Source organism: Paenibacillus sp. O199 (assembly GCF_001636635.1).
GTDB classification, from domain to species: domain Bacteria; phylum Bacillota; class Bacilli; order Paenibacillales; family Paenibacillaceae; genus Paenibacillus; species Paenibacillus marchantiae.
In genome coordinates, this window is record NZ_LGRP01000005.1 from 321,308 (window position 1) to 347,531 (window position 26,224).

Genomic DNA, 26,224 nt, shown 5'->3' on the forward strand with positions numbered 1-26,224 from the left:
GGAGGGCATGCATCTATAGGTGCATGCCCTCCCGTAATGTTAGTTATGAGTAACAACGGCTCCTGAACCGCCGTACATTTCCAGTTCCTCGTCGAATTCGAGCTTAAGAACCGTCACCTGCTCATGTGTGTCCTCCGGGGTCATTTTGATCCACGTTGTGCCCGGGATATTGAACCAAGGCACGCCCCCATGAATCTCATGGTTAAGTTCTTTGCCCGAATGCAGCACAGTAATCTTCTTGATCTTATTGCATAGTCCCTTGATGCATACATTCTCTTTTGGATCGTCATAAACAAACAGATACAATGCCTTTCTATCCTCGGATACGGTGCTTCCCCCCAGATAATAGCGAGGCATAATACCTTCACCCGTTCCAAAGACGGCCTCTTCATGGGTTCGGATCCATTCTCCCAGCCCAAGCAGAATATCCTCCTGCCTCTTATCAATGGTGCCATCCTCGCGCGGACCGATATCCAGCAGCATATTGCCCCCCATTGAAATACAATCACAGAACATCCGAATGATCTGATTTAACGATTTGTATTTATGGTCTGTTGGCACATAGCCCCATGATGTGTTGATGGTGGTGCAGAACTCCCACGGTCCCTCTGGTCTTGTAATCGGAATGCCTTGCTCTGGCGTCTTATAATCCCCATAACCTTGAAGGCGGGAGTTGATGATGACATCCGGGTTAAAAGATTGCAGGTAATGCTTGAACTCCGGCAGATTCCACTGCTCGGCGCTTCGTTCCCAGTCCCCATCGAACCACAGCAGATCCACCTTTCCGTAATTCGTCATGATCTCTTGCAGCTGTTGGTTATTAAACTCAAGGAATTTCTCCCATTTCTCCTGATCCTGAACACCATCTACAGGACTTGAATGCCGATTGACATTGCTGAGATCCTCTGGTACCTTTCCACCTTCAAACACGCTAGGATAATCCGGGTGCGACCAATCAATCAGCGAAAAGTACATCCCTAGATGTATGCCTTTCTCCCGAATTGCTTCCGCATATTCCCTCACGAGATCCCGATTCGCTGGTGTCTGCTTAACGACATTGAGGTCACTATACTGCGTATCCCACAGAGCAACACCATCATGATGCTTCGTTGTCAGCACGGCGTATCGGGCTCCGGATTTCTCAATCAAGTCTGCCCACTTCTCCGCATTAAACTTCGATGCCGTAAAGCCGTCCAGCTGCTTCATGTACTCTTCGTAAGAGATCCTTCCATTATAGAAGGACCACGATTCCGAAACCCCGTCCACAGCATAGATGCCATAGTGGATGAATATTCCCAGCTTGGCCTCTTCAAACCATTTCTGCATCCTTGTTCACACCTCTTTCTGGAGTCCTTGTTCTTATTGGCCTGTGTTCCAGCGATCGTAGGCCCCTTGATACAGTTCAACGATACGGTCGCTGCCCATTTTTTTGATCTGCGCAATATACTTATCCCAGTTCTCAAGCGGCTCTTGGCCTGTTACGAACTTCGCTTCCATCTGCTTGACGTACGTATCCAGATCAGATAATAAAGCGGTCGCTTCGCTTTGCTCTTCATTTGTTAAATAAACGTTAGGGAATGGTGATTTTCCGATAGGCACCAACTTCTCTTGATTCTGCTGGTCAAGCCATTCATCAAATTCGGTGCGAAGACCTTTCGCTATATCCGGATCATTAATACCCGGTGTCAAAATGCCATAGTTCGGCGTGATTTTACCGCGATATTCCTCACGATCCCCGCCGCCAGGAACAGGCAGCCACTCTTTTACGAGATTTTCCTTGTCTTTGAATTTCCACAGCAGACCTTCAGGACCTTGATTGAACAGGGTCGCCCCATCATAGCTGTACATATAATCGATCCAACGCATAGTTGCCTCAGGGGACGGGTTGCTGCTAGTAATAGCAAAGGTACCACGTGCCGATATGCCTGGGTGTTTACCGTATACAGGTGAGTCTGCGATCTCACTCTTCACCGGTGTCATCAGCGGATGTTTTGTGTTAGGCTCGCCGCCGAGTGTGAAGTATGGATGGTAGTCATTGAACAGCGCAAGCTTGTTGCTTTCGCCTTTTGCTTTTTTCTGATCGCCGGTTTGGGAGAAGGTCTCATGATCCAGCAAATCTTCTTTCCACAAGCGGTTCATGAACGTCAGATAACCTTTGTAGCCTTCTTCTTGGTAAGGATAGTGAACTTTTCCGTCCTTATCCGCATAGATTCCTTCGTTGTACATTCCCCAGAATCCGAAGAAGTACATACGGAGATCATCCAGTTTTACAGAAGTAAGCGGAATTTCATCTTGTTGTCCGTTGCCGTTAGGGTCTTCTTCCTTAACACGCTTCAGGTACGTATATAATTCTTCCGTAGTCTTAGGTTCCTCTACATTAAGTGCTTTTAGGAATTCCCCGTTATACCACATCGGGCCTCTGTACCATACGGCAGCCGTATCAATAAATGGCAGTGCATACATATGTCCGTCAGGCGTTGTAAATGATTTGCGAACATCCGGGTTTTCGTCGAGAATCTTCTTAATATTGGGGGCGTAGCCCTCATCAATGTATTTTTCCAGTGGGATCAGAATGCCTTGAGTTCCATAAGTAACCTGCTCAGCTGGCTTGAGATCCGCAGCATAGAACATATCCGGTAAATCGCCGCTTGCGAATACCAGGTTCTTCTTTGTTTCAAAGCTGTCGATCGGCGAAAGCTGGTACTCCAGCTTGATGCCTGACAATTTCTCCATCTCTTGCAGGACTGGCATCGTGTTCCAGTCGGCAACGCCCGCATCCTGGGACATGACCTTTAACGTAAGTGGTTTGTCCACAATCGGGAATCCTTCTTTTTTGACCCCTTCGACATTTGAAGTCGCAGAACCTCCATCTTCATTGGAACCACAAGCTGCAAGCAATGCTGCGGATAGGGTAAGGCAGAGTACAATGGATGAAGCCTTGCGAAGCTTTTTCATGACGACAACTCCCCTTTTTTTAGTGTGGATTATGGTTTAAGATCATCCCTTGACGGAACCGATCATAACACCCTGTACAAAGTAACGCTGAAGGAATGGATAAATCGCAATCACAGGTAAGGTTGAAACAATAATGACGGCATATTTGACCAACGCAGCAATTTCCGCTTTGGAATTCATCGCCGTTGCTGAAGAGGTATCGATAGCTCCACCGCCCTGTGCTGCCATCTCCTGAAGTACCAGGATTTGGCGAAGAAAGAGCTGCAGCGGATACTTCGAGGAATCATTTAAATAGATCATGGCACTGAAATAGCTGTTCCAGTGTCCGACTCCGTAGAAGAGCGCCATCACGGCAATGATCGGCATGGAGAGCGGAAGCACAATCCGGATGAACAACCGGGTGTTGGTACACCCGTCGATATGGGCCGCCTCCTGCAGCTCCTTGGGAATGGTCGATTGGAAAAACGTACGGCATACGATAATATTCCAGATAGATGCAGCTCCTGGCAGAATAAGCGCCCACATGCTGTTCACCATACCAAGATCCTTAATCAGCAGGTAGCTCGGGACAAGCCCTCCACTGAAAAACATCGTTACCATAAACATCGCCATGAAGAATCCACGTCCCACAAAATCAGAGCGACTGAGCGCGTAGGCTGCCGGAAGAGTGACCATCAGGTTGACGAGTGTACCTACGACGGTATAGATGATCGTATTTTTGTACCCAATCCAGATGTTGGTGTTCTCAAATACGCGAGCATACCCTTCAAACGTAATTCCTTTGGGTAGCAGCCACATCTCACCGGAGCTTACAAATTTGGGATCGCTGATTGAGGCGCTAATGATGTATAACAGCGGGTAAAGCACAATGACGAGCGCTATCGTCAGATAGATGTAGTTGCACCATAAGAACACTTTATCGCTTCTGCTTTCCTTAACCGCGGTTGACATGTGTTTTCCCCTCCTTTTACCACAAACTGTTTTCACTGGTGCGACGTGCAATTTGGTTCACCGTAATCAGCAGAATCGCATTAACTACCGAGTTGAACAATCCTACAGCTGTGGAGAAACTGTACTGTGCATCGACCAGACCGGACCGATAGACAAATGTCGAGATAACATCGGATGAACCCATGTTCAACGGATTTTGCAGCAGCAAGATTTTCTCGAATCCGACGCCCAAAATACTGCCCATATTCAGAATTAACAAAATGGTGATCGTAGGGATGATCGCTGGAATGTTAATATGCAGAATCCGTTTGAACCGACTCGCACCATCCACCACGGCAGCTTCATGCAGTTGAGGGTCCACACCCGAGAGAGCTGCGAGGTATATAATGGTACCCCAGCCTGCACTCTGCCAGACACCTGAGAGTACGTACACCGTCTTGAACCACGCAGGGTCCGTCAGAAATTGAGGGGCCTGAAATCCAAGAGCCTCCACCAAATTGACAATCATGCCTGACGAAGGTGACAAGAAGGTAATGATCATACCCGACATGACTACGACCGAAATAAAATGTGGTGCATACGTGACCGTCTGTACGGTACGTTTGAAGAAGGAGTCCTTTACTTCATTGAAGGCTAACGCCAGAATGATCGGCAGCGGAAAACCTATAGCAAGCTCATACAAGCTGATACTGAGGGTATTCCATAACAAATCCCAGAAATAATACGAATTAAAGAACCGGATAAAATGATCGAAACCAACCCACGGGCTTCCCGTAACACCAAGCGTCGGGATAAAGTTTTTGAATGCGATTTGTATGCCGTACATCGGCCCGTAATGAAAAATCAGAAAGTATAGAAATGCTGGCGCGATAAACAGATACAACTCCCAGTTTCGAATCATCCTTCTCCATAATTTATTTTTCTTGCGGTTCGGAATCGTGTACACCGATAGGTTTTGCGACAAGGCGGACTTCCCTTCTGGCTGCATCAGTTGTTTCCTCCTTTTCTAAATGAAAATCCGTCCGTTTTGTAAGAAGAGCGAAACACTCCTGTTCAAATGTAAGGAATGAGTCCCGGACCACATTTCTATCATGCGAGGCCCTTGTTTCCCTCGCAAATTGGTAACGCTTACATACTGAGTTTATGGATCATTTCCGAATTCGTAAATATGCTATTTCGATCTTCACTCTTAAAAACACGGAAAGTACTGTTAAAACAGGGGTTTACGCTTTTGGTTCCAGCTTGTCATTGTCATTTTGGAGACATAAAACATGTGGAATTTGACCCATTTCCCTCTTGAAGTTGTCGTTTGGAGTAGCTTCACATGAACTTGAGAGATGTCCGATCTGAATGAAAGTTGAGAAACAGACCTTAAAGTCAAAACCCACATATGTTTAGGAAAGAGCTATTCCATGTGTGTAGGTCGAATTCTGGATTCACATCGGTCATACAGGTCGCAAGGTCTTAGCATGCATAGCGCATTACCATCTTGAATGTAATAGAAGTTCCTCTTCATTGCTACTGTGTTTCGACCTCCTCCTCATGCATTTGACCTTCTAATGTCTTTCGGTCTGCTCTTGTAATGGGTGAGGCGCACCTTTTCTCTCTTGATGCTTAGGAAAAGTAAAAAGGATAGATTTAATTCAACCACATAAATGTAATATTATCTATCACACATTTACCACCTGCATCAAGCTCCCTTATGGCTTGGCTTTATTCTATGAGTTTCTTCCCTTCTCCGTAAATATGTCGTTTTCACCCTTGGCTACAAGGCACATAAACGTAGATAAACACTGGGTATATCCAGTCATATATGTTGAATTTGCACATGACATGGAGATCTTGAATGAATGATAATTTCCGGATCAGGCCAGAAAAATAGCCGCTCCGTTAACACGAAGCGGCTTTATCGCTTATATAGATATTGATTTACATTTTATAAACGACACCTTCAATGTTATTTAACATCACATTAATTACCTTAATTCCACTTTTTGAATTACTTGCGAGTTACAAAATGTAACATATATAAATAGAATCAATACTTTTCAGTCGGACTAATCAAGATTCGGACTGGAAGACAGCCGCTCTCCCTACGCAAGCTTTTTCATATCGATCGTCGGTTTCAGAAAAAATAAAAAAAAAGCGCGCTCCGATCTCAGATCGGAGCACGCTGGCAAGGCTTGATTATTTTCCAGAAGGCTGTGCTTCTGCAGTGTATCCTGTTGGTATGTCTGTCTCTGCGGTTACATCGGTAATAACCATTGGATACATCATGTCCGGGTCAGGTTGGATAATCGTATACAGCACGATGGCACGTCCATCCTTCTCCAGTTTCACATCTTCAATCTTCAACCCATAACCAGGATGAGGCATTTGCGCGGTCAGTTTGACTTTTACAGTCTTGTCATCCACTTTGGTTGATGTCACGGTAGGCACAATCCCCTGTTGGCCTTCGCCTGGATTCGTTGGAGTCGGTTCTGTCGATCCGCCATTGCCGTGCTTATCTACAAATTCAAGTGCATTGAAGATCATGCTTGCAGCCTCCATACGGGTAAGCGACTGATCTGGACGGAAGTTTCCGTCCTTATCCAGTTCAATGATGTCCATGTTCAGCAGGTTCTGGACCGCAGATTTGGCGTCCTTACCGATTTTATTTTCGTCCTTAATATCATTATACAGCATGATCACCGGATATTCTCCGGTTGTGTTAATCCCTTCAAGGAGCAAAATGGCAAACTGCTCACGCGTCATTTTGGCCTGTGGATTCAACTCCACCGGAATGGACAGACCATTCTGTGTTGCAGCCTGAACCGCATCGGCGTACCAGGTCGTTGGACTAATTTTATTTTGTGCCGAAGCGGCAGCGTATTCATTTTTCAGACCAAAAGCGTTCACAATCAGTTGAACACCCTGTGGCTCGGACAATGCGAGATCCGGACGAAATAGATCCGCCGTTACTCCATTAACAACACCCTTGGAATGTAACGAGTCCACAATCGTTTTTTGTCCTTCATCTTTTACATCCGAAAATGCAAGTACCGATGCACCTCCTGCCGTCAAAGACACGCAGAGCGCAAGCGTTGCAGCCAATCCTTTTTTATGTTTCATTTCTTGGCACCTCCATATTTAGTAAACCCAATTTTTGACCTCTTCAATCCTACAGACGGCAGCCCCCCCTGAAATGTTTCAGTAAAATCGACATCTGGTGAATAAATGATGGAAATACTGCATATATCCCTTACCCTACGGGCGCCGATCTGCTTTCTTTCCATTATGCTTGCTTGCTTCGTTGACATCCTTACCGTTTAGCGCAAAAATAAGAATAGAGAATTCTAGCGAATAACGGATAAACTGCAAACCGGATCGCATAAAGTAAGAGGGCACGACGCGCTATTATCAGGTGTCGGCCCTTTTCTTGACTCCGATTCCAAACCGACTTTCACCCTGAACAAAGGAGAACAAATCTTATGTCCAAGAAAGGATTACTACGAGGCTATGTCATTGCCAACTGGCCCGTATATCTGTTCGCTGTACTACTGATTATTGCCTCCAATGTGGGTCAGGCGTCCTTACCCCGAATTCTGGGCAGTTTCACGGATCAACTCATGCAGAACACACTTCAGATGAATACGGTCATCCGGTACAGTCTTTCGCTTTTGGCTATTGCCATCGCTTATAATCTGTTATTCGGTACCGGACAATTCATGATCATGAAGCTTGGACGCCGCTTCGAATTCATGACACGCGAGCGCATTTTCGGCAAGTTTTCCGAACTTAGCGAGTACTATTTTTCCAAACAGGGAAATGGGAAACTGCTCAGTTACGTCATGAATGATGTTACCTCTGTACGTGAAGCCATCTCCAACGGCGTCACCATGATGACCAATGCAACATTTCTATTATTATCTTGCATCGTGATGATGCTGCTCAGCGGAATCCCGATGAAACTTATTCTGATCAGTATTGTGCCTTTGCTGGCCATTCCCTTTCTGGTCGTTTTTTTCGGTCCGCGAATTCGCAAGCGCTCTCGTGATGTGCAGGATGCCCTTGCAACGATGACGGAATCCGCAGAGGAACAGCTTGGTGGTATTCGTGTAACCAAAACATTTGCCATTGAAGACAGCGCCCGTGAACGATTTGGGTTCACAGTAGATGCAATCAAAAGCAAGCAGCTGCGGCTTGTTCGTCTGTCCTCTCTATTTCAGGCCTTGCTACCGCTACTGGGTGCCATTTCATTGGTTGTCTCCCTGCTTGTCGGCGGAATTTTGACGATGCAGAATTCCATTACACTCGGAAGTTTTGTCGCATTGACGTTATATTTGCGGATCATCATGGGACCGCTTCAACAAATCGGTAATGTGATCAATACTATGCAGCGTTCTGGAGCATCACTTGAGCGGGTAAATGATCTGTTGACGGAAGTGCCTGACGTGCGCGAGCTTCCCAATGCGACAAGTCTCCAAGCCGTGAACGACATTACGATTGAGAATCTATCTTTCTCCTATCCCGGCAGTTCATCCGCTGCGCTCAAAAACATCAGTCTGAATATCCAGGCAGGACGAACCGTGGGTATTGTGGGTAAAACAGGTTCTGGTAAAAGTACCTTTGTGAAGCTATTGCTGCGTACATATGAGCCGCCTGAAGGCACAATCCGCATTAACGGCACCGACATCCGGCAGCTGTCGCTGGAAAGTCTGCGATCCCGTATTGCCTACGTACCGCAGGATGGATTCCTGTTCAGTACAACCATTCGGGACAACATCGCTTTTAGTGACCGCGAGGTTCCGCTGGACACCGTAGAGCACAGTGCACGACAAGCGATGATATACGAGAACATTATCCGGTTCCCTGATCGGTTCGATACCCTGCTGGGCGAACGTGGACTCACGTTGTCTGGCGGTCAGCGTCAGCGTACCAGTCTGGCGAGGGGGTTGATCAAAAAAGCGCAGGTGCTCATTCTAGATGACAGTATGAGTGCTGTGGATGCCGTCACCGAAAGTGGCATTCTACGCAGCCTGCGTGAGATTGGTAAAGGAAAAACAACGCTGATTATCTCCCACCGGATCAGTGCAGTCCGTCATGCCGACGAAATTATCGTTCTGGATGAAGGTCGAATCGCTGAACAGGGAACACATGCAGGGCTGATGGCCGCAAAAGGGTTATATGCTGCAACCTATCGTTTGCAGGAGGAGGGATTACATCATGACTGACCGTAACGCTGAAGTTCGTTCAGATGCGGGAGCCCAAGCACAACCGTCAGGCCATGGGTCCGGTTCCGACGCAGGCGCAGACCAGAATAAGCGGACTTCCTTCAAAGCGATGATGTCCTACGCCCACCCCCATAAATGGGCCTTTGCAGGTATCTTTTTCTGTTCGCTGCTGGGTATTTCCGCCGATCTGCTTCAGCCTTATCTGGTGAAGATCGCGATCGATGATCATCTGGCAATTGGTCAGACTAGTGTAGGCTTTCTTGTCCAGCTGGCAGCCATCTTTTTGGGGCTGGCTGTAATCAGCTTTATTTTTACCTATGTACAAAACAACCTGCTGCAACATGTCGGTCAGAACATCGTCTCTCGCATTCGTAAGGACCTGTTCAAGCATATCTCCAAAATGTCGATGTCTTTCTTCGATCGCTTCCATATCGGCAGTCTGGTGACGAATGTATCCAGTGATACGGAAACGATCAGCAGTTTCTTCACTCAAGTACTGCTAAGTCTCATCCGGGATGGCATGATGCTGGTGCTAATTATCGTCTTTATGTTCCAGCTCGATCCGGTACTCGCAGGGTACTCTCTCATCGTGCTGCCTGTGATCGCCATCGTTGCTGTATTATTTCGGAGCCAACTACGCAGGGCTTATCAGAATGCCCGAACTCGTCTCTCCCGTTTGATTGCATTCACGGCAGAGAACCTGTCCGGCATGTTTTTGATCCAGGCGTTCCATCAGGAAGAAGAGCAGAAGAAAAGATTCACGGAACAGAACCAACTTCACCTGAAGGCCAATATCACACAAGCCCGTTCGAATGTCATATTCAACCGGACGTTTGATATCCTTGGCAATGCGGCGCTCGTTATGATGGTCTGGCTTGGAGGACGTGCCGTGCTGGGTGAATCATTGCAGGTGGGTGTGCTCTATGCGTTTATCAGTTACATCCGCCAGTTCTTCCAGCCGATTAACCAGATCACCATGCAGTGGAACACATTCCAATCAACCACCGTATCCATGGATCGGATCTGGAACATTCTGAGTACCCGTCCGGAAGTCGCTGACCCCAAACCCGGGACTGCCTCCACACTTGAACCACGGAGTGTGATGGGACAGATTGATTTTAATAATGTATCGTTCGGTTATCGGGCAGATCGCCCCCTGATTCAGCATATGAATCTGCATCTCTATCCAGGTGAAATGGTGGGCATTGTAGGCACTACAGGAGCTGGCAAAAGTACGTTGATCTCCCTGCTCAATCGCTTTTACGATGTGAATCAGGGCAGCATTGAAATTGATGGCATAGACATTCGCCATTTCCCGCAGGCCAATCTTCATCGGATCGTTGGTCTGATCCAGCAGGAACCATTCCTTTTCTCGGGCTCCATCATTGACAATGTACGAATGTTCCGCGAGGATATTACTAGAGAGCAGGCTATTCAGGCCTGCCGATTCGTCGGAGCACATGCCATGATTTCACGTTTGCCACAAGGGTATGATACACGTCTTTCCGAACGCGGAAGCGGTCTGTCCGCCGGAGAACGTCAACTGATATCGTTTGCCCGAATCGTGGTCTTTCAGCCCCGTGTGCTTATCCTGGATGAAGCAACCGCGAATCTGGATTCGCATACCGAACAATTGGTACAACAGGCGCTGGAATCCGTCTCTCAGGGAAGAACAACAATTGTTATTGCGCATCGTCTCTCTACGGTCATGCATGCAGATCGGATTCTCGTTATGGAGAATGGTGAAATTGTCGAAGAAGGCTCACATCAGAAGTTGATTGATGCTGAAGGGGTATATGCTGATCTTTACACCCATGCTCGTGAAGCCGGTAATGATTCAGCTATTTCTGGATAGCTCATCGAACCAAATGGGGTTAAATAAACGTTGAACGTGCCGCTCTGCGATGCAGGCGGCATGTTTGATATATTTTCTGGGAAATGATGTTAAGGAGGCGTATTTATGAAACCTGAATTATATAAACTATCAGAGTCGAAGCTGGAGCATCGACAGATTGGCTATCGCCGTTTCACGGCTGTATGGAAAGGAGCAATATGTCTTCTGTTCTTGCTATTATGTGTCACCCTGTTATGGATCATCTATGAAGATCACGCTGAACAACTGGAGACATTATATTATTCCATCGCAGCCATTCTTGGCATGTGGTTTATCGGGCCCGTATTTTTTATGTTTCTGTCCCGGGCAATCGCAAGTTCCCCTGTGTTATTATCCTGGAATGATGAAGGGCTTCGTATCCTTAAACGGACCATTCCCTGGAATGAGATTCGTAAAATTGAGATTGGCTCTCCCGCCTTCAACAAATGGATATTGTCTGCTTCCCCCATGATTGCCCTGTATTTGAAAGACGGCACCCGGCGTCATATCCAGACCGATCATTTGCTAACCAAAAAAGAGCTCAGTCGAGCAGTTGGTCTTCTGCAGGAGACGCTGCGTGAGAAACAGCAACAGGACATCTGAAATTCAGCTCACATCATTCCGACTTTTCTATACCAACAGACAGGTTCATTCTATAATTTCCATACGGCAAAATGGCTTCCAGCAAACTGCCAAGCTGCTCCATTGTTCCTGTGCGTACGATCATCAAATAGCAGCCCTCTCCGCTGACACGGTGAACCTCCACGATGTCTTCACGTGCAGCCATAAATTCACGGAAGGCGGCATGTCGGTCGCCGGAATTCAGAAAAATAGGCTTTTCAGTATGCGTATATCTGTATCATCAATCGTCTCATTCATCTATTTTGCAATCCTTTCAACTTGAAATTAAAGTGGCCTGTTTTCTTTCAGTGTGTTATTTACGCCCATAAACGGGTTGTATAACATATAGGATAATAACATTAATTCCCGAAGGAGTGCAGGTTCAATGAAAATTCAATTGATTCGTAATGCTACATTATGGTTGGAATATGGGGGTCTGAATATACTGGTTGATCCCATGTTGATGGATAAAGAAGTGATGCCCGCTTTCCCGAACACGCCCAATGAATTACGCAATCCTAGAGTCTCTTTACCCGAGACGGAAACGGATTATGTGAATCCCGATCTGGTGATCGTTACGCATACCCACCCCGATCACTGGGATGAAGCAGCAGCGAAGCAGCTACGCAAGGATGTACCTCTGCTATGCCAACCAGGAGATGAGGCCGTGTTCACTGGAGCCGGATTTACCAACGTTACCGCCGTGGATGAGAAACATGAGTATCATTCTGTACGTTTTGTCCGCACCTCAGGACAACACGGAACTGGAGAAATCGGCGAACGTATGGGCAAAGTGTCTGGTTTTGTATTGGAAGCTGACGAAGAACCTGTCTCCTATATCGCCGGGGATACCATCTGGTGTGAAGAACCCGCCGAAGCCATTCGTCAATATCGACCTGAGGTAATTGTGGTGAATGCTGGCGGTGCCCGCTTCCTGCAAGGAGATCCGATAACGATGGACGGGCCTGACGTAGCTGCCGTGAAACACCATGCGCCGGATGCTCATGTCATCGCTGTGCATATGGATGCCATTAACCATTGCATGATGTCCCGCGTGGACCTCGCCAGTTATCTGGCATCCGAACAATTGGATGGACAGGTGCTCATTCCACGCGACGGCGAGAGCTTTGTATTCGGACCGGATACTGAGTTGAAATAAAGTTCATTGATACGGTGAGTGACTTTTAACAAACGGAGTATACTCTAGTAATTCTCTCCATGGAACACGAAAAAAGCTGGATGCGATTCGTTCGCATCCAGCTTTTATTTGCGTTTATAGTTGAGGAAAACAGCGATCCGAAGATAGTTGTGCCATCGGAGTGCTCTGTATCTCTGTGAAAGCCAGAATAATTCCCTCGTCTCATTTCACCTATTATTGAACTTTCAATCGGATTACATTCCACGATGCTTTGGCCAGGCTTGCCGTGATCAGTGTATCTGACACTTCTGCATCACCACGATTATGCGGAGCAACGCGATTCGACTGTGCTGCGGTATTGGCTGCTTTTAGATCATCACTTTCCAGCACAATATGCTCAATCAAGCGGCACTTCCCAAAGCTGCGCAGATCCACTTCAAGCGGCAGTGATTCTTCCAGATGACGGTTTACGGCAAAAACAGTCACTTCACCCTGCTCTTCGTTATACACCGCAATGCCCTCCAGATAAGGAACATCCGTAATTTGTTTGGTGTCATACTTCGGAGACTGGATCAACGGTACAAGTGCAGTTCCACGTCCAAACACGGAAGCATGCATGAACGGATAGAAGATCGTCTGTCTCCATGCAGCACCACCATTATCCGTCATGATTGGAGCTATAACGTTGACGAGCTGCGCCAGACATGCCATTTTAACTCGGTCCGCATGTTTCAGCATGCTGATCAGCATACATCCCACAAGCAGTGCATCTTCATGGTTGTATACGTCCTCCAACTGTGGCGGAGCAATCTGCCACGGGTCCAGCTTCTTGTCACTTTCATTGGAGTGGTACCAGACATTCCATTCATCAAAGGACAGGAACATCGTCTTCTTGCTGCGCTTCTTCGCTTTGATATAATCACAGGTCGCTTTTACCGTCTCAATAAAACGATCCATCTCAAGGGAACGCGCAAGGAATGTTGGCGTATCCTGTTCAGCATTACCGTAATACTGGTGGAGCGACAGATATTCAACATGATCATACGTATGATCCAGCACCGTTGCTTCCCATTCCGGAAAGGATGGCATACCCAGGGATGAACTTCCGCAAGCGACCAGCTCAATCGTTGGATCTGTCCACTTCATCACTTTTGCCGCTTCAAGTGCAATCCGTCCATACTCTTCTGCTGTTTTGTGACCAATCTGCCACGGACCGTCCATTTCATTGCCAAGACACCAGGTTTTGATGGCATGAGGCTCTTTGTATCCATGTTTAATACGCAAATCACTATAGTAGGAACCTTCAGGATGATTGCTGTACTCCACGATGTTGCGGGCTGCGTCTACACCCCTTGTTCCCAAGTTGACGGCCATCATCACTTCCGAATTCGCCTGTTTGGACCAATCCACAAATTCGTTGAACCCGAATTCATTGGTCTCGATAGTTCTCCAGGCTAGTTCAAGTCTGCGTTTGCGTTCAGACACAGGCCCAACCGAATCCTCCCAATTGTAACCGGATACAAAATTACCGCCAGGATACCGCACAATCGGAACCTGTAGCTCCTTAACCATCTCGAGCACATCTCCACGGAATCCCGCTTCATTCGCTGTAGGATGACCCGGCTCATATATTCCACCGTATACGGCACGTCCCAGATGTTCAATAAACGAACCGTATAAACGTTTATCAACTACGCCAATTGTGAAATCCTTGTCTACCGTCATTTTTGCTTTTTCCATCGTGAAGTTCAGCTCCCTAAGATTAATATAAAAATTAATTGATAATCTATGGATCAACGTTCATATTTATATTAAAATCGATTATGGCACCAATTTCAACCTGAATTTTGCAAAATGTTATTCTTTTGACTGGATTTATGTTTAACTTAATTCTATAAATCAAAAATGGAGGAACAGATGTGATCAGAGCAAATACCGATGCAGAATGGCTGCCCCTATACGAGGCACTCGCGAGTGAAGTCCGTCTGCAGATTATCAGGCTTGTCGCGGAGACCCCAATGAACGTGAAGGACATTGCCGCATCCCTCGGCCTGAGCAGCGCAATTGTAACCATGCATGTTCGCAAGCTACAGGATGTGGGCATTATTCAGTCCAAAATGATTCGCAAGGATGGCGGCACGCACAAAATGAACAGCCTGGCAGTCGACTGGATTGGCATCTCTATGCCACAGGAAACGGGCACCATCCGCAAGCTTCATGAAGTGGCAATCCCTGTCGGGCATTACACCCATTTTGATGTGTATCCAACTTGTGGTCTGGCTACATCCAATCAGGTCATTGGACAGTATGATGATCCACGCTATTTTCTAGATCCCGAACGCATGCATGCCCATATTCTCTGGTTTGGACGCGGATTCGTGGAATACAAAATTCCAAACTATATCTTGTCAGGTCAACAGATCAGTGCCATTGAATTGTCACTTGAGATAGGTTCAGAAGCTCCTTCGGTCAACCCAAACTGGCCTTCGGATATTACCTTCATGCTCAACGGAATTCGACTCGGTGAATGGACAAGTCCTGGAGATTCCGGAAATGGAAGAGGCGTGTTCACCCCGGAATGGTGGAGCGACAGTGTCAATCAATACGGCATGCTCAAGGTGCTGCGGATCACCCATGAGGGCACATTTATTGATGGACAGCATATGTCCGAAATTACGCTTGCGGATATCCCCGTGGAACGCAATCAGTGGACATTGCGTCTCTCCGTGGAGGAAGATGCGCAGCATGTGGGTGGGCTAACATTGTATGGTCAAGGATTCGGCAACTACGATCAGGATATTCTGTTTCGTCTGTACTACCAGGACTAATAAACAACAAAAAGAACCTTCCATCCCCCGTATAGAGCAGAGATGGAAGGTTCTATATATGGTCATTATTTAATAAGTATGCTGGAACTTAAAGTGCACTTCCACCAAACAAGAAACGGTACTCCCAATGTTTTCCGGAGATATCACTAATCGTTACACCGCCGCCAGCGTTGGAATAGGTGTGCAGTATTTTGCCGTCACCCAGATAAATTCCCGTGTGGGTAATCGTAGCAGTAGATTTGTTCACACTAGAATACGATGAAGCCGAGCTGCCTTTGTAGGACATAAAGTACATCAGGTCACCACGCTTCAGATTTTTCCAATTCGTCTGAACGGTACCATTGGCTTTCACATAAGCACCTTGTTTACGCGAATCGGATGGAAGCTTGATTCCGAGCGCATCAATAAATGCCTGGCGGACAAAGCTTGAACAATCGAACGTAGCCGTACTGTTACGACTTGCGCCAAACTCATAAGGCGTCCCCCAATATTTCATACCGGCAGCAATCACTTTCTCCACCGAAGCACTGCCTGTAACTGAACCAGACCCACTAGTACTGCCACTTCCTGTTGTCGTGTTGCCTTTCACAGCTTGTGTATATTTTGAAGAAGAAGATATGTATCCTGTCCGGTTACCGGAGTCCGTAACTTTATACCAGCCTGATCCGGATTTTTGCACTACCGTGACAGTCTCTCCTTTTGGCACCAAACGAACAATGCTTGCGGAAGAAGATGGCGATGTACGCAAATTAACTCCCCAGATGACTTTAACTTTTGAATTATCAACTGCCGCTGCTGATGCAGGTGTCGTTAATGCTCCTGTTGTCAGACTTCCCATCAGCATCGTTGCTGTTACACTTGCAGTAATGATCTTGCTTTTCCAGTTCATGATGTCGTGTTCCCCCTGATGTTACAGAATTTTAACCTGGCCTCATTCGCCGGGCTTGCCCCATTGTAAAACGGGCTGTCCATAACGATCATCAGTCCAAAGTCCTGTATTCGATCAGGCAGGCTTGAGCACTAAGAATCAGGGAAACCTCTCACACCAGTTGGCTAAAACTGCCGCAAATCTCTTCTTTTTCAAAGGTTAAATTATTGTAACTATTTGCTACGCTTCGTTTTACGCAGAAAAGAGGCCTAAACCGCGCATCACTTAGGACATGCGTCATATGACCTATATTTTAATATTTAAATTCTATATTTGGTAAACATTACTATGGTTCATTTCCCGATTATGAGCACCTGTAATCCTAAAATCATCTTACAAAAAGCCGGAGATCTCTCCCCGGCTGTACTCTGTCTCAATATGAATCGACTATGGCTCAATACCCCAAGCGTTGACTCCACTAATATAAGCGGTCACTTTGTTCCAGGCGCTAAAGGCCGTTTTGGAAGCATCAAAAGAATAGTCGTTGGTCTGATCAAAATTCGTCCAGTTGTTCTTCGAGAAGCGCCCCTGGATAATTCCCGTCTCTGCTCCGGCAGCCAGACTGCCTGCCCCGGATTTAAATCCAATCTCCAGATACGTATCCGCTGCCCCTTTAGCCGGATCTACCGTCACAAAGTGAGCTTCAACGTTGGCGCTGCCAATCTGAGCGTAATCACACCAGAAACTCAGATCGGATGCACTATCCTTCGTAAAGTAATACCGCACCTTCACCTGGCTCAGATCCACTGCTGTCGTGCCTGTGTTCTTGATATTGAACTGCGGGGTCACCGCATTGCCTGACGTCCCTGAACCACCATTGCGGTATTGTACTTCAAGTGCACCTGTTGTTACAGGAGGCGCTGTTGGTGTCACCGTCACTACGTTGGACAAGGTCTGCCCGCTTGCATTTACTGCCACCACTCGGTAATTGTATGCGGTACCGTTCACTGCCGTGGCATCCGTGTAAGTCAGCGCCGTCAGACCTGTAGCCAGATCGGCGTAGGTTCCACCTGCAACCGAGCGTTGTACCTTGTAACTTGCAGCTCCGGTCGATGCGGTCCATGTCAGCACAGCCTGATTATTGCCTGCCGTTCCCGTAAGGGTTAACACTCCCGGTATAGAGGTTCCCGCTTGCGGTGTTGCAGAGGCCTGAGCAGAAGGTGCAGATTCACCCGCCGTATTCACTGCGGTCACCACATAATAGTACGTTTTTCCATTGGTCAGTGCTGTATCTGTGAAGGTCGAACCGGTAACACCCGTTGCTACGGAAGTATACGGGCCACCGCTCACCTCTGCACGTTTTACCGTGTAAGAAGCGGCACCAGTGGATGCGGTCCAGTTCAGAGCAACCTGCTCACTGCCTGCTGCAGCTGTCAGACCCGCCGGAGCTGCTGGCACTTGGACCACTGGGCCTCCTGTGTTACCAAGGAGACGATCATATTCGCCATACGCGGTAGCCATATCCACCTGTGACCAGAAACGGTGATACGTAAAGGTTGGTGCGCCATTTTCCCATTTTTTCGTTGTTGGATTATAAGACGTTTTGTACAGATTATCCAGATAAGCCCATGCCGGATCTTGCTTGATGGCTGGACGCAGGTCAGAGTAACCAATGTATACGCCATTACCACCTTTGGCCGGGTCAGAAGGTACGCCGGCTGTACCCGGTATCGTGTTCCCCTGCCCGAAGGTTCCCGTCCAGTTTGCCGGAATATAGATCTCTTTGGCAAAGAAGCGGAAGTAGTCTTTACGGACTTCTTCAGTCACGATCCCCACACCATCATTGTAATCCCACGCCGTATTCAATAGTTTCTCAGCCATATCTTTGGCTTCCTGGCCTTTGGCACTGAGTACGCCGCCTTCGGCTTGAGTCCCCGCAGCAAAGAACGTCAGGGCTTTGATATAGCTCCCCAGTACGCCTGTATCCTGAGCAGGATCTTTGGTTACCACATGGAAATTCGGATTTTGCGTAAAGGCACTGAACCCATTCCATTTATCCGGTTGCCCCTGCCATTCCTGGCTGCCTGGAATCCAGAATTCGCCCGGTGCAGGTGTAGTAGCAACCTGTGCATTGGTACCTCCAAGTATCCGTTGACCTGCCGCATTCAGATAATATCCTTGTGCATCCGTCACCGGACGCTCATCGACGAATACATAATCCTTGGCCCAGTCGACCCACTTGGTAATGACTTTTTTGGCCATCTGGAAGTTCTCAGAACTGAGGTCCCCGCTCTCAGCAAGAATGTAATACATCTCAGCTACACGCTCCAGCGACCAAGCCTGGAAACCAAACCACGTGTTGGAGTCGGGGTCCCGATATACAGGAGCTTCCTGATAAGCCATGTCATAGAACGTACTGGTTCCAGCAGGATAAGCTTTGTAGGAGCCATCAAAACTGTTCGTCGCTCCACCTCCAATTGCCCCTTCGTGAGACTGTAACCAGGTGTAGAACTCCAATTGGCGCTTCAGCGATGCATTCCAATCTGCCTTGGCAGTTGTCGATTTTGGAATCAGGCCACCTGCCGGATCAGACAAGGCATACGCTGCCACCGGATTCTGGTAAGCCTGGTGCGTATGACTGGCTCCAATCCGCCAAGCCCAGTTCCCACCCTCGCCAAGACCGCCGCCCCATGAGGTATACCATGCCATCAGATACATATTAGAGTCTTTGCCTGTACCGGCAGTTGGTGTGCCGTTCTTGGCACTTCCGATCTTCTGGAAGTACTTGTCGTGCATCCCATAGCGCAGATAGTCGCCCATCTTCTTCGCTTTGTCCAGATACGTTGTATTGGTGTAGCCCATCTCCTTCGCCCAATACAGTACCTGCACCGCACGTGCGTCAGCATCCGTTGCGTTGGTATAACGCCACTGGGCAGCCGGTGTCTGAGTCTCCTTGGTAAACAGGCTCATGAAACCTTCGCCCGTTTTGCCAAACGTTTTATTGTCCTGGGATGGGTGTGGAATGGCTTCCCATACAGACTCCTGCTCTCCACGCTGGAATGTATTCACGTAAGCCGCTGTATGATTCGGATTCAGCAGGTTACCATACCCGTACCAGTTATCCACATCCAGCAGCCAGTGCATCAGGTACGTCTGATTGTTGCCGTAGGAAGATTTCAGCTCGGCATCAAGTGGGTCTTTTCCGGCCGCATATTGACCGTTAATGGCAGAAGGATATTGATCCGGAAATGGTTTTTCCGCTGCATAGGTGGCCGGGCTGTTCGGATTGTAATAACTCATCGTAGGCTGCTCTTCCTTGCCGTCACCTTCATTGACAGGGATGATGTATTTCTCCATGCTGTCCCAAGCCGCTTCCAGTTTGGACCAATCTCCCGTATAGTGACCATACATCGTTTCCAGCCAGAGCCAGTAACTGTATGCCTCGGATGTCGTCATGTGCCCATAATCCGGTGCCTCGCTCATCAGCGTTTCAATGGAATGATAGGGAATGCCCTCTGGAGAAAAATAACCGTTCGCCGGATCTTTCAGCTGATCATACAATTGCAAAAATCGAGCTTCATTTATTCCGTCCGCCTGAGCATCAATGTTCTGCTCTTCGGCATAAACCGTTTGGGGACCTGCCCACAAACCGGTGTACCCGGACAGCATAACGGTCCCTGCTAGCATGGCAGACAAACTTTTTTTCGCAGCTGATTTCAACATGTATATACCTCCCTGGAATGGTGAAATTCAATTTGAATTACCGTGGGTCTGCCCATGCTGTTGAACTCCCTGTTAGGTTATGGCTCAATGCCCCAGACTTTCTCACCTCCCTGAAACCCAGTTACTTGATTCCATGCGGTAAAAGCAGTCTTGGTTGCATCATAGGAATAGTCGTTGCTCTGATCGAAATTGCTCCAATTGTTCTTGGAAAAGCGCCCCTGAATCACACCCGTCTCCGCTCCAGCAGCCAGGCTGCCAGCCCCGGATTTGAAGCTGATCTCCAGATACGTATCCGCTGTGCCCGTTGTCGGAGTCAGCGTGACAAATTTGCCTTCAATATTAGCCGTGCCGATCTGAGCATAATCACACCAGAAGGTCAGATCCCCTGCACCGTCCTTGGTAAAATAATACCGGAGCTTCACGGTACTCAGATCAATCGCCTGAGTGCCTGTGTTTTTTAGATTAAACTGCGGAGTCACTGCATTGCCGGAAGTACCTGACCCTCCATTACGATATTGCACCTCAAGCGTGCCCGTCGTTACCGGAGGCGCACTCGGTGTCACCGTCACGATATTGGACAACGTCTGTCCGCTCGCATTCACGGCGGCGATTCGATAACTGTACGCCGTTCCATTTACCGCTGTTGCATCGATATAATTCAATACTGCCAATCCAGTTGCCACATCGGCATATGCGCCGCCCACAACGGAGCGCTGTACCTTATAAGTCACTGCTCCCGTTGCTGCCGTCCAGGTCAGAATCGACTGGGCGTTGCCAGCCGTACCGCTTAACGTCAGTTCGCCAGGCAACGATGTTCCAGCTTGCGGCGTGGCAGAGGCTTGTGCAGACCCGGGCGATTCTCCGGCTGAATTAACAGCCGTCACCACATAATAATAGGTCTTTCCGTTCGTAAGCCCCGTATTCGTGTATGTCAATCCATGTACATCTGTCGCTACAGAAGTATATGGACCCCCATTCACCTCGGCACGCTTCACGGTGTACGATTCTGCCCCAGGTGATGCTACCCAGTTCAGGATGACCTGAGCATTCCCTGATATAGCCTGCACGCCAGAAGGTGCAACAGGAGTGACAACCGGTGTAACACCAGGTTCCTGACCGTATATCCGTATTCCCGCATCGTAGACTGGTAGATATACGCTCTTCGCCACATTACCTGTGCCCAAGCCCTGGAATGAATGATCATTATTCGCATTCCAGGCGCCTTGCGGGCCGGTAATGCGGAACTGGACCTCTTTGCGATAATGTCCTTCCCCGCCTGGATATATCTTGGTTCCAGTAAAGTCCGCCGTAACAGCATAGATTCGTTTCGCTGCATCAACCACAATCGGTTGGGATACGGTAGCACCCTCGGCGTATGCGGTTGTAACCTTGACATCAGATACGGTATATCCTGCAGCGTAAACTTCACTTAGATCCAGAAAATAGCGAAAAGATAACTTATCCCCCATCCGCGCAGGCCAGCCGGAACGATTATTTAGTTGAGCCTTGATTTCCGCGTAATTGGGACCGGATGCCTTCACGGCAGCTTCGACAAAGAACTCATCTGTCTTCACTTCCGGAGCCGGAAAATTCGCGATGGGCTGATCATTCTGGCCGAATAACAGATTCATCTTGGCTAACGCGCCTGTAAAGCCTGCATTGTAATCGGTTGCCACCTCATTGCTGACATAGTCGCCAATGGAATCGGTATAGGCATCCGTTGCATCCGGTCCACCAACCATCGCTCCGTACAACGTGTGACGGTGCTCTGAAGGTGTATTTTCATTGTTCGTCCATGAACTGTGAGAGGTCCGGTGATGAGGATGCTTAGGCGGATTCTGACCATAACCGACCACATAACTGCTCTGGCGTGGATTATCCCCCAGAATGTAGTTCATTTGAGAGACGGCAAAGTCCTGATACCTTGCTTTCTTCACTGGATCACTGACCCAGTCGGAGTATACAAAAGCAATAAAAGATGCATTTGCTGCATATCGGAGCGATCCCCATGTATCAAGCCAGGCAAGCCCACCCGGTGTATACTTGATTCTTTGTCCATTCGTGCCTACAGACCAATAATCCAGATTGCGCTCCGTGGATTGAATGAACCGCGTCGCTTCTGGCATGTTCAAACTCGACGTAATGCGGGCCAGCAGAATCTGGGCTCCGTAGTGTTTGTCATCCCAGCCTTGGGTCCAAGTATAGGCCCAGTTCCCGTTCTGTCCATCTGCCTGCCACAGATTCGCTATAGCAATCGCCTTGGACAAGTAAGCGCTATCATTTGTCGCCATATATAACCATGTTGCAGCCCAGGCGAGTTCATCATAGTAACCTGTCCATGAATTGTAGAACGATTGGGCATCTGTAATGCAATCCGAATATTTGCCTCGATACGTATCCGCGAAGCTGTACAGTTCCTTGGCATGTTGAAGTAGTTTGTTGGCATAAGCCGGGTCACTGTCCCGGAACACAATGGATGAAGAAGCGAGTGCCGCTGCAGTTTCTCCCGCAAGTTCACTTCCCGGACAGGATGCATCGATCTTATAAGCAGGACGGTTCATCTGCATCACTTCAGCCGGTCCCCACCAGGCGTGGTCTGTATTGCCCGCTCCGACCTGTCCCCATAATTCATTTGGTTTCGTATGCGCTTTCACAAAATAGTCTGTGGCCCATCTCAAGTTATCCTTAATCTGCTCCAGTTGCCCTGCCTGCTCGTATCCCTCGCGGTATTCCACAACAGACCAAGCTAACATCGTAGCCGAATAGGCCATCGGCAGACCAAATTTCACATGATCTCCAGCATCGTACCACCCTCCGGTCAAATCAACCCCAACATCCGCTCCGTCATTTAATCCGGAATCACCACGCCATTCCACCCGATTGTCTTCCGGCAATTTCCCTGAACGCTGAGTTTCATAGAAATAAACCGCCTTTTGTAATGCCTCCGCATAGTTATGATTTCCGGCAGCCGCATCTGCCTTACCACTCCATGCCTGTATGGATGTACTCCCTGCCAGTAGCCCTACCGATAACGCGAGGATAGCGATTCGTCTCCACCAGCTTCCCTTCATCTTCAACCATTCATCTCCTTTTGCAATAGTCGTCTCGTAATTTTCCAATTACACTGATGTAATGACCCGCTCCTTTCTATGGTGTGACTCCATGTATTTCCACCATTAATTACCATTATATCCTTTTGCTCCAGTTGCAATATCAGCGCTGGTGACTTCTGAAATAACATTGTTGTGACATGTTTGGGTAGTGATATGACAAAAAAGACTGCCCCTCATATCGCTTGAACGCAATATGAGAAACAGTCCTGATATTTTGAATAACCCGTGCTACAGGTTGCATGATGATCCATGGTACTATCCAGTCTGAACACCCTACTTTTGGATCGTTTACACTCTGAATTTGTTGATTTGCTCCTGCAACTCTTCAGCCATTTTGGACAAAGAGCCTGCTGACGAAGCAATCTCTTCCATCGAAGCCAGCTGCTGCTGGGTTGCGGCAGATACATTATGTACCCCGCCTGCTGCTTCTCCCGCAATGTTAGAGATCTGATCCACATACCCTACAACTTCATTCGTACTTGCTGACATTTCCTCGGAACCTGCCGATACTTCCTGGATTTCACCAGCAACCTTGTTCACTACATTCGAAATTTGTTCAAATGCTTGTCCCGCGGCTGTTACAATCTCAATTCCGGCTTCCGTTTCATTGCTGTTCACTTTCACAGCCTGCACGGCATGATCTGTATCCTTCTGAATCAATTGGACAAGATCCGTAATCCGTTGTGCGGATGTAGAAGACTCCTCTGCGAGCTTCCGCACTTCTCCAGCTACGACTGCGAAACCACGTCCGTGCTCGCCTGCGCGTGCCGCTTCAATCGCTGCATTTAATGCAAGAAGGTTGGTTTGACGGGCAATATTATTAATAACCTCGGTAATGGTACCAATCTCTGCGGAACGTTCTCCCAGCCCTGTAACCAGTTCTGTCAGTGATGCAATGGAATTGCGAACAGATCCCATCTGTTCAACAGCCTGCTGAATAATCATATTTCCTTCGGCAGACTGATTCGCTGCATCAACGGCAGATACGGATACACTTTGAGCAAGCTCAGCAATCTGTTCCGAACCAAGAGCCATTTCATTCATCGCCTGCGAAGAACGTTTCACCATATCTACTTGATCCGATGTACCTACAGCCAATTCCTCAACCGTCTCGGAAATCTGTTCCGACGCCTTGGTATTCTGCTCAGCACTCGCGAGAAGTTCTTCCGAGGAAGCGGCTACCTGTTCGGATGTCATCGATACGGATTGAATCATCTCCCGCAGGTTGCCAGTCATCACATTGAAGGAGTCGGCCAGCGTTCCCAGCTCATCCTTGTTCTTAAGAACAATCTTCTCACTGGTCAGATCCCCATCTGCAATCAACATCGCTGCTGCATTCATCTTCTGTATTGGACGTGAGATGATGCTTGCAATGAAGAAGGCAATAAACATAGCAACCAGGAAAGCAACAATAGTGACTCCCAAAATAATATTAAATGCTTGTTTAGCAGACTCAACCGATGCATTCGTTGCTGCATCCGACAATGAGTTCCCCATCGTGATTAATTGAGCAATGGTATCATTCGCTGTATACCATAATGGATAGGCCTCTGAATGCAATCTGCTGGCTTCTTCGTAATTGTTAGCCATGCCCAATTTCATAAATTCCGGCATTTTCGCCAAATACGCCTCATAGTTCGTGCTAAATGTATTGTACATTCCCACTGCTTCGGTATTGCCTGCGATAAGTGAAACCAGTTCCTTGCGCTCAATCGCAATCTTGGCTTGGAGCTGTTCCAACACTTCATTCATCTTGGTGATTTCAGTTGGATTCGTTTCGACAATTATGGCAAGAGCAAGCCGTTCAACGTCGGAAACATCACCATTCATCATCCCGAGCAGGCTCACACTGGGCATCCACATCTTGTCGATCTCATCGGCCTTTTTGGACATATCATGAATTTGGGTTAACGCATAAATGCTTACAAAAGCCAGTAAAGCCACTACCATTAGAAATCCAGTCAGTAATTTCATTCGAATTGTTAATCTCAATTTCCCCTTCACGTTTCCCCGTACGTCTTTCATGTTCCCCACTCCTCAACTAATACATATTTATAGTATATCGACACGTATCGTCATGAATTGTAGATATCGGAATTCAATTTTTGTAAATTTCAGTTAACTTCGAAATAAACACAAAAAAAGCCTTAAGTCTTTGGCTCACCAAAAACTTAAGGCTCTCGTATCCGATACTTCTCTTCTGATCCCTATTATATTCAACTGTTTCTAACGGAAAATCCGCCGATGAATGTTAATGAAGAAATCGGGAATCGACTTGGTATAATTACGCGTAGCGATCAAGATCACACTGACCAGGCTACCTAGAATGAATCCGCCCAGAATATCTCCAGGATAATGTACACCTACATAGACACGCGACACTCCTGTCAGCACAGCAAGTAACAGCATCCACATACCGAAGCGACGCCCGATAAAAAACGAAGCTGCAGCGAGCGCGAATACAAAGGAAGCATGTTTACTTGGAAATGATGGATCTGGTACATGCGGAACCAGTTGATGCACCGTGCCTTCCATGAACGGCCTTGGATGACCTACCACAGGTGAAATTCCCCATTTTGCCAAAACAAGTGCTACGATTGAAGCTACACACGCATAAAACACAATTCGTTGCTTCGACGGATTGCCAAGAAACCACACAATCACAAGAAGCCCTATCATAACCCAAACCGCATATTCAGCTGATGTAATCATAAACCAGTCCAGAAACGGAATTCGGTCTGCAAACTGGTTAATCCAATTAAATACAGATTGATTCATAACAGTCGTTTAATACCTCCATTACACAAAACACGATTATTTTTTACATAATAAATATACACTAACTATTTGTCAAATATGTCGCCTAGTAACCGAACTTTCGAAATCAAAGAGGACATTTCTCTTACTTTTTGTTAAACTAGTTTGGGTTACATAATAGTTC

At 47.5% G+C, this 26,224-nt stretch carries 17 protein-coding genes; 5 read left to right on the forward strand and 12 right to left on the reverse strand.

Features of this window, described 5'->3' with window-relative positions; translation table 11 throughout:
* Positions 1-39: 39 nt before the first annotated feature.
* The 5 genes from A6049_RS10555 to A6049_RS10575 form a co-directional block, all read right to left on the reverse strand.
* Positions 40-1,326 carry an alpha-L-fucosidase gene (locus A6049_RS10555; RefSeq protein ID WP_063564585.1) on the reverse strand — a complete coding sequence of 429 codons (1,287 nt, stop codon included), beginning with the start codon at positions 1,324-1,326 and terminating at the stop codon, positions 40-42.
* Positions 1,327-1,359: 33 nt separating this feature from the next.
* Positions 1,360-2,955, reverse strand: a complete 1,596-nt coding sequence (locus A6049_RS10560; protein ID WP_063564586.1) for an extracellular solute-binding protein — start codon at positions 2,953-2,955, stop codon at positions 1,360-1,362.
* Between the two features lie 42 nt (positions 2,956-2,997).
* Complete coding sequence (locus A6049_RS10565; protein WP_063564587.1) at positions 2,998-3,906, reverse strand: carbohydrate ABC transporter permease; 909 nt, start codon at positions 3,904-3,906, stop codon at positions 2,998-3,000.
* A 16-nt stretch (positions 3,907-3,922) separates the two neighbouring features.
* Positions 3,923-4,894: an ABC transporter permease gene (locus tag A6049_RS10570; protein WP_063564588.1), complete on the reverse strand. Its 972-nt coding sequence runs from the start codon at positions 4,892-4,894 to the stop codon at positions 3,923-3,925.
* 1,199 nt (positions 4,895-6,093) lie between these two features.
* Positions 6,094-7,017, reverse strand: a complete 924-nt coding sequence (locus tag A6049_RS10575; RefSeq protein ID WP_063564589.1) for an S-layer homology domain-containing protein — start codon at positions 7,015-7,017, stop codon at positions 6,094-6,096.
* 359 nt (positions 7,018-7,376) lie between these two features.
* On the opposite strand from A6049_RS10575, the gene A6049_RS10580 reads away from it, so the two are divergent.
* The 3 genes from A6049_RS10580 (at position 7,377) to A6049_RS10590 (ending at position 11,595) form a co-directional block, all read left to right on the forward strand.
* Complete coding sequence (locus tag A6049_RS10580; protein WP_063564590.1) at positions 7,377-9,119, forward strand: ABC transporter ATP-binding protein; 1,743 nt, start codon at positions 7,377-7,379, stop codon at positions 9,117-9,119.
* Positions 9,112-10,974: an ABC transporter ATP-binding protein gene (locus A6049_RS10585; protein WP_481852576.1), complete on the forward strand. Its 1,863-nt coding sequence runs from the start codon at positions 9,112-9,114 to the stop codon at positions 10,972-10,974. Before A6049_RS10580 ends, A6049_RS10585 begins: the two co-directional genes overlap by 8 nt.
* Before the next feature lie 105 nt (positions 10,975-11,079).
* The gene (locus A6049_RS10590; protein ID WP_063564591.1) at positions 11,080-11,595 is read left to right on the forward strand and encodes a hypothetical protein; all 516 of its coding nucleotides are present in this window, start codon (positions 11,080-11,082) and stop codon (positions 11,593-11,595) included.
* A 13-nt stretch (positions 11,596-11,608) separates the two neighbouring features.
* Here the strand turns inward: A6049_RS10590 and A6049_RS34385 are convergent, their stop codons facing one another.
* Positions 11,609-11,824: an Lrp/AsnC ligand binding domain-containing protein gene (locus A6049_RS34385; protein WP_342671821.1), complete on the reverse strand. Its 216-nt coding sequence runs from the start codon at positions 11,822-11,824 to the stop codon at positions 11,609-11,611.
* Positions 11,825-11,998: 174 nt separating this feature from the next.
* Here A6049_RS34385 and A6049_RS10600 point away from each other — a divergent pair, with 174 nt between their 5' ends.
* Positions 11,999-12,772: an MBL fold metallo-hydrolase gene (locus A6049_RS10600; protein ID WP_063564592.1), complete on the forward strand. Its 774-nt coding sequence runs from the start codon at positions 11,999-12,001 to the stop codon at positions 12,770-12,772.
* A gap of 213 nt (positions 12,773-12,985) precedes the next feature.
* On the opposite strand, the gene arfA is transcribed toward A6049_RS10600, so the two are convergent.
* A complete protein-coding gene (gene arfA / locus A6049_RS10605; RefSeq protein ID WP_063564593.1) occupies positions 12,986-14,491 on the reverse strand; it encodes an arabinosylfuranosidase ArfA in 1,506 nt (501 codons plus the stop codon).
* Between the two features lie 179 nt (positions 14,492-14,670).
* Here arfA and A6049_RS10610 point away from each other — a divergent pair, with 179 nt between their 5' ends.
* Positions 14,671-15,579, forward strand: a complete 909-nt coding sequence (locus A6049_RS10610) for an ArsR/SmtB family transcription factor (RefSeq protein ID WP_095206039.1) — start codon at positions 14,671-14,673, stop codon at positions 15,577-15,579.
* An 88-nt stretch (positions 15,580-15,667) separates the two neighbouring features.
* Here A6049_RS10610 and A6049_RS10615 read toward each other — a convergent pair whose 3' ends face one another.
* The 5 genes from A6049_RS10615 to A6049_RS10635 form a co-directional block, all read right to left on the reverse strand.
* Entirely contained in the window at positions 15,668-16,468 is an 801-nt protein-coding gene (locus tag A6049_RS10615) for a C40 family peptidase (RefSeq protein ID WP_063564594.1), read from the reverse strand.
* Between the two features lie 426 nt (positions 16,469-16,894).
* Positions 16,895-20,170: a glycoside hydrolase family 48 protein gene (locus A6049_RS10620; RefSeq protein ID WP_063564595.1), complete on the reverse strand. Its 3,276-nt coding sequence runs from the start codon at positions 20,168-20,170 to the stop codon at positions 16,895-16,897.
* Between the two features lie 77 nt (positions 20,171-20,247).
* Positions 20,248-23,241: a glycoside hydrolase family 9 protein gene (locus A6049_RS10625; RefSeq protein WP_095206047.1), complete on the reverse strand. Its 2,994-nt coding sequence runs from the start codon at positions 23,239-23,241 to the stop codon at positions 20,248-20,250.
* Between the two features lie 330 nt (positions 23,242-23,571).
* The gene (locus A6049_RS10630) at positions 23,572-25,308 is read right to left on the reverse strand and encodes a methyl-accepting chemotaxis protein (RefSeq protein WP_240321367.1); all 1,737 of its coding nucleotides are present in this window, start codon (positions 25,306-25,308) and stop codon (positions 23,572-23,574) included.
* Between the two features lie 201 nt (positions 25,309-25,509).
* A complete protein-coding gene (locus A6049_RS10635) occupies positions 25,510-26,061 on the reverse strand; it encodes an undecaprenyl-diphosphatase (RefSeq protein ID WP_063564596.1) in 552 nt (183 codons plus the stop codon).
* Between the last annotated feature and the right edge of the window lie 163 nt (positions 26,062-26,224).

Bases quoted from the DNA above. Each gene is read 5' to 3' on its own strand.
- arfA (WP_063564593.1), bottom strand. From the start codon at position 14,491: ATGGAAAAAGCAAAAATGACGGTAGACAAGGATTTCACAATTGGCGTA.
- A6049_RS10615 (WP_063564594.1), bottom strand. From the start codon at position 16,468: ATGAACTGGAAAAGCAAGATCATTACTGCAAGTGTAACAGCAACGATG.
- A6049_RS10580 (WP_063564590.1), top strand. From the start codon at position 7,377: ATGTCCAAGAAAGGATTACTACGAGGCTATGTCATTGCCAACTGGCCC.
- A6049_RS10625 (WP_095206047.1), bottom strand. From the start codon at position 23,241: ATGAAGGGAAGCTGGTGGAGACGAATCGCTATCCTCGCGTTATCGGTA.
- A6049_RS10575 (WP_063564589.1), bottom strand. From the start codon at position 7,017: ATGAAACATAAAAAAGGATTGGCTGCAACGCTTGCGCTCTGCGTGTCT.
- A6049_RS10590 (WP_063564591.1), top strand. From the start codon at position 11,080: ATGAAACCTGAATTATATAAACTATCAGAGTCGAAGCTGGAGCATCGA.
- A6049_RS10620 (WP_063564595.1), bottom strand. From the start codon at position 20,170: ATGTTGAAATCAGCTGCGAAAAAAAGTTTGTCTGCCATGCTAGCAGGG.
- A6049_RS10560 (WP_063564586.1), bottom strand. From the start codon at position 2,955: ATGAAAAAGCTTCGCAAGGCTTCATCCATTGTACTCTGCCTTACCCTA.
- A6049_RS10555 (WP_063564585.1), bottom strand. From the start codon at position 1,326: ATGCAGAAATGGTTTGAAGAGGCCAAGCTGGGAATATTCATCCACTAT.
- A6049_RS10600 (WP_063564592.1), top strand. From the start codon at position 11,999: ATGAAAATTCAATTGATTCGTAATGCTACATTATGGTTGGAATATGGG.
- A6049_RS10635 (WP_063564596.1), bottom strand. From the start codon at position 26,061: ATGAATCAATCTGTATTTAATTGGATTAACCAGTTTGCAGACCGAATT.
- A6049_RS10570 (WP_063564588.1), bottom strand. From the start codon at position 4,894: ATGCAGCCAGAAGGGAAGTCCGCCTTGTCGCAAAACCTATCGGTGTAC.
- A6049_RS10565 (WP_063564587.1), bottom strand. From the start codon at position 3,906: ATGTCAACCGCGGTTAAGGAAAGCAGAAGCGATAAAGTGTTCTTATGG.
- A6049_RS10630 (WP_240321367.1), bottom strand. From the start codon at position 25,308: ATGAAAGACGTACGGGGAAACGTGAAGGGGAAATTGAGATTAACAATT.
- A6049_RS10585 (WP_481852576.1), top strand. From the start codon at position 9,112: ATGACTGACCGTAACGCTGAAGTTCGTTCAGATGCGGGAGCCCAAGCA.